Annotated in this window: 4 protein-coding genes and 1 pseudogene; 3 read left to right on the forward strand and 2 right to left on the reverse strand. The window is 60.6% G+C overall.

Going from position 1 to position 4979, the window contains the following annotated elements; genetic code table 11:
- Positions 1–185: 185 nt before the first annotated feature.
- A complete protein-coding gene (locus AC1D2R_RS31975; protein ID WP_477973830.1) occupies positions 186–1709 on the reverse strand; it encodes a transposase in 1524 nt (507 codons plus the stop codon).
- Positions 1710–1893: 184 nt separating this feature from the next.
- On the opposite strand from AC1D2R_RS31975, the pseudogene AC1D2R_RS31980 reads away from it, so the two are divergent.
- The 3 genes and pseudogenes from AC1D2R_RS31980 to AC1D2R_RS31990 all read left to right on the forward strand — a co-directional run.
- Positions 1894–2097, forward strand: a pseudogene (locus tag AC1D2R_RS31980) (integrase core domain-containing protein); the annotation flags it as partial.
- Between the two features lie 157 nt (positions 2098–2254).
- Positions 2255–2539, forward strand: coding sequence for a helix-turn-helix transcriptional regulator (locus AC1D2R_RS31985; RefSeq protein ID WP_477973836.1), 285 nt, complete (start codon positions 2255–2257; stop codon positions 2537–2539).
- Complete coding sequence (locus AC1D2R_RS31990; protein WP_477973832.1) at positions 2529–3851, forward strand: type II toxin-antitoxin system HipA family toxin; 1323 nt, start codon at positions 2529–2531, stop codon at positions 3849–3851. Before AC1D2R_RS31985 ends, AC1D2R_RS31990 begins: the two co-directional genes overlap by 11 nt.
- Positions 3852–4396: 545 nt before the next feature.
- Here the strand turns inward: AC1D2R_RS31990 and AC1D2R_RS31995 are convergent.
- Positions 4397–4979: molybdopterin-dependent oxidoreductase (locus tag AC1D2R_RS31995; protein ID WP_477973834.1), on the reverse strand; the 583-nt coding region annotated here is incomplete at its 5' end.

The following is a 4979-nucleotide window of genomic DNA, read 5'->3' on the forward strand; positions in this document are numbered from 1 at the left end:
CACTCGAATGTTCTTGAATGCCTCACGTGTTGCTACGCTCGTGTCCCCGCACGTGTTGCAAGGTGACAGAGGTAGCGAAGCCGCTCGCGAGCGCGCCCTCAATAGCGCTGTAGCGAGCGGGCGGCTTCGCGGGCGGCCATCATGTTTTCCGCAGGTTGTCGAAGGGCGACCTGGTGGTAAGAGTCTCACTGCACGACCTCTACTATTTCAGTCTGCGGCGCGGTATCGGCGAATGGACCGAACACCAGCGCATGGGCCTGTGTACTGCGCCAGATCTTCATTCGACGCTGCACGGTCCGAATGAGGCCGTCGGGATATACGCCGGGGTACTTGACCTGCAAGCGTTCAAGCAACTCTCGCGAAGTTCGCCAAGGCTCCGCCTCGAACCATTCCTCGAGTTCAGCAGTGACGGAGAGTAGAGGATCGGGCCYGCGCCGCTCTCGCTTGGTCGCTGGCTTGGAACGGGCAGTCGGTTTCACTTCACCATCACGCCAAGCAATCCGTAAGCCAGACAGAAAGTCTTCGAGTGGTAATGCCTCGCCGTCGGTGGCAGGCGAACTATCAGGATTGTCAGCAATTTCGACCAATCTCTCTTGTGCCAGGCGTATGTCGCGGAGCAGCCGGACCGGATCGAGCGTCAGGTACTTCGCCTTGAGCCGAAGGCATGTATCCTYCGGCGTGCGTGCGTCGTCAAGCAGCCGCTGATAGGGCGTGGCGGGACGATGATWGCGCTTGATCACCTTGGCTCCGTCACGGTGCTTTTCCTTCAGCTTGAATGATGGCTGAAAGAAATTCACGAACAACCGCATGGAGGAATAAAGCTTGGCCAGCTCCCGTGTGGCTCGCAGCCCCTCGAAGCGTCGGTACCCAACGATCTTGCGCACGATCGCGCCATTCTTCTGCTCGACAAATGCCTGGTCGTTCTTTCGGTRGGGGCGGCAACGGGTGAGTTCGATATTATCGCGCAAGCAATACTCATGAACGCTCTCGTTCATGAACACACTGTCGTTGTCGGTGTCGAAGCCCAGCAGCGGGAACGGCAGCAACTTGCGCATTTCGGCCAACGCAGTGATCAGTACCGTTTGCTCGCGAACCAACAGCGGCGCGCATTCCGTCCAGCCTGTGGCTATATCGGTCAACACCAGCGTTTGCGAGAAGGCACCCTTCGCGTACGGGCCGGAATGAGAAACGAGGTCAGCTTCGACAAAGCCGGGTGCGGGGTCATCCCAATCCGAGAACGTTCGAACGGGAACACTACGCCGAATCGCTGTTGATCCTTTCCGGCGCCGGGGACCCGTGGCGCTCGCTTTGATATCCTTGAGGACCCGATCAATCGTCGCTGGGCTCATCGTCAAARGTTGCCGGCGCGTCTCGCCATTCATATCGCCATGTCCATGACGTTCCATCGCTTCAATCAGTGTTGGCAACAGGGGGTGTAGTCGCTTGCCGCAAATTCGATCCGACGCCTCCCAAACAACGACGAGTGCTGCCCGCACGTCATCGCCGTAAACCCGGCGCCCTGGCCGAGGACCACCCTTCGCCGGTTCGCGTTCTCCTCGCAGCAGTCGCATCGCATGCTTGCGATGAAAACCCGTGAGCGCCACGAACTCGTCTAACATCCTCGCTTTCTCGGCCCGCCCGCCTAACGTATAGCGGCAACTGATCGCAGCCACCAATTCCGTACGTGTCGCCATGCTTACCTTCCTCATCACAGCTCCCGAGGTTGATTCGTCGGGAGCAATTTAGATGAGGCAATAACCCATTCTCAGGGAGCAGTTCAGGCGAGGCAATGCGGCGTCTCATCCTGATCGCCGCGCTATAGATTGGGGCTACGCAACTGGTCAAAGCCTCATTCAGCGCAAACTTCCGAAGGTGTTACGGCAGCGAATTCATCTGTGGGCCTACCATAAGGGCGTGGTGCTCGACTTCTCCCGGCCTGGCAAGCCGACCGACAACAGCTACATCCAGAGTTTCAACGGCAAGTTCCGCGCCGGGTGCCTGAGCCCGAGCCCTCCTTGTGTGACCGCACTGCGGTCGCACCTGGTCAATCAGAACCTATTGATTGTTCAGAATTCTGGTCACAAGACGTCCTTATGACCAATCAAGTGAACAAAGCTTGACTTTACTCCACGCGCCAAACAAAATGTACAAAATTCTGGCCATGAGAAGGCCTTATGTCCACTCAAATGAACAAAACAGGTATAGAATGCCCCGTCAGAGAAGCTACTCTCGAGTCGCGCACCAGGCGCTCACCATGCTCGGCAAGCTGATCCGCGTCGGCCGCGCCGAGCGCGGCCTAACCGCGCAGGAACTGGCGGACCGCGCCGGCATCAGCCGCACGACGCTCTCCAGAATCGAAAAGGGAGCGCCGGGCCCTGAGATCGGCATCGTCTTCGAAGTCGCCTCGCTCGTGGGCGTGCGCCTGTTCGACTATGATGAGCGGAGCCTGCAGATGCACAATGCGCGCCTTGACGAAAAACTGACCCTGCTACCCAAGAGTGTCCGCCACAGCGTGAAGGAGGTCGATGATGACTTCTAAGGCGGACGCCACCGAAGCCTTTGTCTGGATGTGGCTGCCCGAGGAAACAGAACCGGTGGTGGCCGGCCGCCTCGACCAGGATGGCGAGCGCCTGCTCTTTACCTATGGCGCCAGCTACCGCCGCCGTAAAAGCGGTATCTCTATCTACGAGCCGGAGCTGCCCCTCCAGGAAGGGGTCATTGCGCCTCTCAACGGCCTGCCGATGGCGAGCTGCATTCGCGATGGCTCGCCGGATGCCTGGGGCCGCCGGGTCATCATCAACAGGTTGACGGGCAAAAAGCCCGACGCAGCGGGCGTGCCGGAGATCAGCGAGCTGACCTTTCTCCTGCAGTCAGGCTCCGACCGGATCGGCGCGCTCGATTTTCAGACATCGGCCACGGAGTATGTCCCCCGCCTTGCCGCGCAGGCATCGCTTGACGAGCTGATGGAAGCGGCGACCCTTATCGAAAAAGGCGTGCCCTTGCCCCCGGCGCTCGACCATGCCCTTAATCACGGCACCTCGATCGGCGGCGCGCGCCCCAAGGCGCTCATTGATGACGGCGCAAAAAAGCTCATCGCCAAGTTCTCGGCAACAAACGACACCTACAGCGTTGTGAAGGCTGAATTCATCGCGATGAAACTCGCAGCGGCCTGCGGGCTAAACGCCGCCAACGTCTCCATGACCCGTGCCGCCCATAAGGACGTGCTCCTGATCGAGCGCTTCGACCGCACGCACACAACGGAGGGCTGGACGCGCCGCGCCATGGTCTCGGCCCTGACCATGCTGGGCCTTGATGAGATGATGGCTCGCTATGCCTCCTACGAAGACCTCGCCGAGCTCATCCGCCACCGCTTCACCAATCCCAAGGACACGCTGAAGGAACTCTACGGACGGATCTGCTTCAACGTGCTGTGCGGCAACACAGACGACCATGCCCGCAACCATGCCGCCTTCTGGGACGGCAGGATGCTGACACTCACCCCCGCCTATGACATCTGCCCGCAAGGTCGCACCGGCAATGAAGCCACGCAGGCCATGCTGATCAAGGGCGATGGCCGCGCCAGCACGCTCGCCACGTTGCTCGCCGCCGCGCCGGATTATCACGTGAAAGAGACGGAAGCCGCCGCACTGATCGAACACCAGATCTCGACCGTCGCCAAACTCTGGAAAGAGGTCTGCGACGAAGCAGACCTGACCCCCGCCGACCGCACGCTGTTCGCCGGACGCCAGTTTCTCAACAGCTATGCCCTGGCAGGTCTCTATAAGCACAAGCCGTTGCAGGATGCCTTCCGCGCCGCACACAGCGCGCTGCTTGCCAGCGGAGGCGCCTGACAATGAGAGCGCCACGCAGCTCAAAAGACGCGCATGGCTGCGAGCCTTTCTCCGTTCCCTCGGTCACGCCTCATTGGTGCCGAGCAGACCGCCTCCGGCATCACCTTCCGGGCGGCCGTCATCAGGAACACCTCGATAACGATCAGACCGTTTGGCTCAGTGCGCCTTTGATCGCGCAGAATTGATTAGGCTATCGGCGTCGAGGATCTCATCGTGGCCAGCAGTCGATGACTGCGCTCAAAAAGGCCGGACCATATGACCGCGCCGTTCGAAGGTAATTTGGGCGGGAAAACCTACAAGTCTCCGTGGACTCAGCCCCCCGCAACCAAAATCTATCAACGATATCAGCAAGAAAGCGCTCCCATAGTGGAGGGCTTTCTTGCGTTTGCGGACGAGCACACTGACCTTGCGCCCTGCCATGGAACTTTCATCCAGCTCGCCGCCGGTCATCGAGCCACCGGCCGCCGTTGCTGCAAAGCGGACGTGACGCAGTGACAACGCGGGCCGCAGTTGCGCCAAGCCGCCATTCCGCCCGATGCGGGTGATTAGATCACGAATTCCTCCTCGTACGTCTGTGGCTCGGGCACGACACTAACCTCCACCGGAACGATCCAATTGGCCGCGTAGCTCTCGCAGTCGGAACGCTGGAGGTCGGGCTGCACGCACCCCGCCCCATCGATCGCGCGACATCGCAGGTTATATCGCCCCACTTCTTCAGGGGTCCACATGTACTCCCACAAGCGCCATGCAAAGGGACGCTCTGTTTCGAGGAGCCTTCCCTCGCGCCAGCCCCTACCATCTCCGGTGCAGACCTGCACCTGCCGGATAACAGCCTCTCCGCTCCAGGCGGCTCCGAAAATCCGATACGGCTGGCCGGCGATGAGACGCGCCCCCTGCACGGGACGCGCGATCTGCGCTTTGACCTCCATCTCCGCGAGCGGGACAAGCCGGGGTTCCCCGAGGCTGCGCTCCCAACGGAAATAGTCGCGCGCCTGCCAGTAGCCAAGGAACGGTTGTTCCACGACCGTGATATGCGTGATCCACTTGACCCAAGCCATGCCGAACCAGCCACCCACGACCGCGCGTAGCGGGTAGCCGTGATCGCGCGTCAACGGCTCCTCGTTCATC

It is taken from the genome of Rhizobium sp. P1_C7, assembly GCF_056406295.1.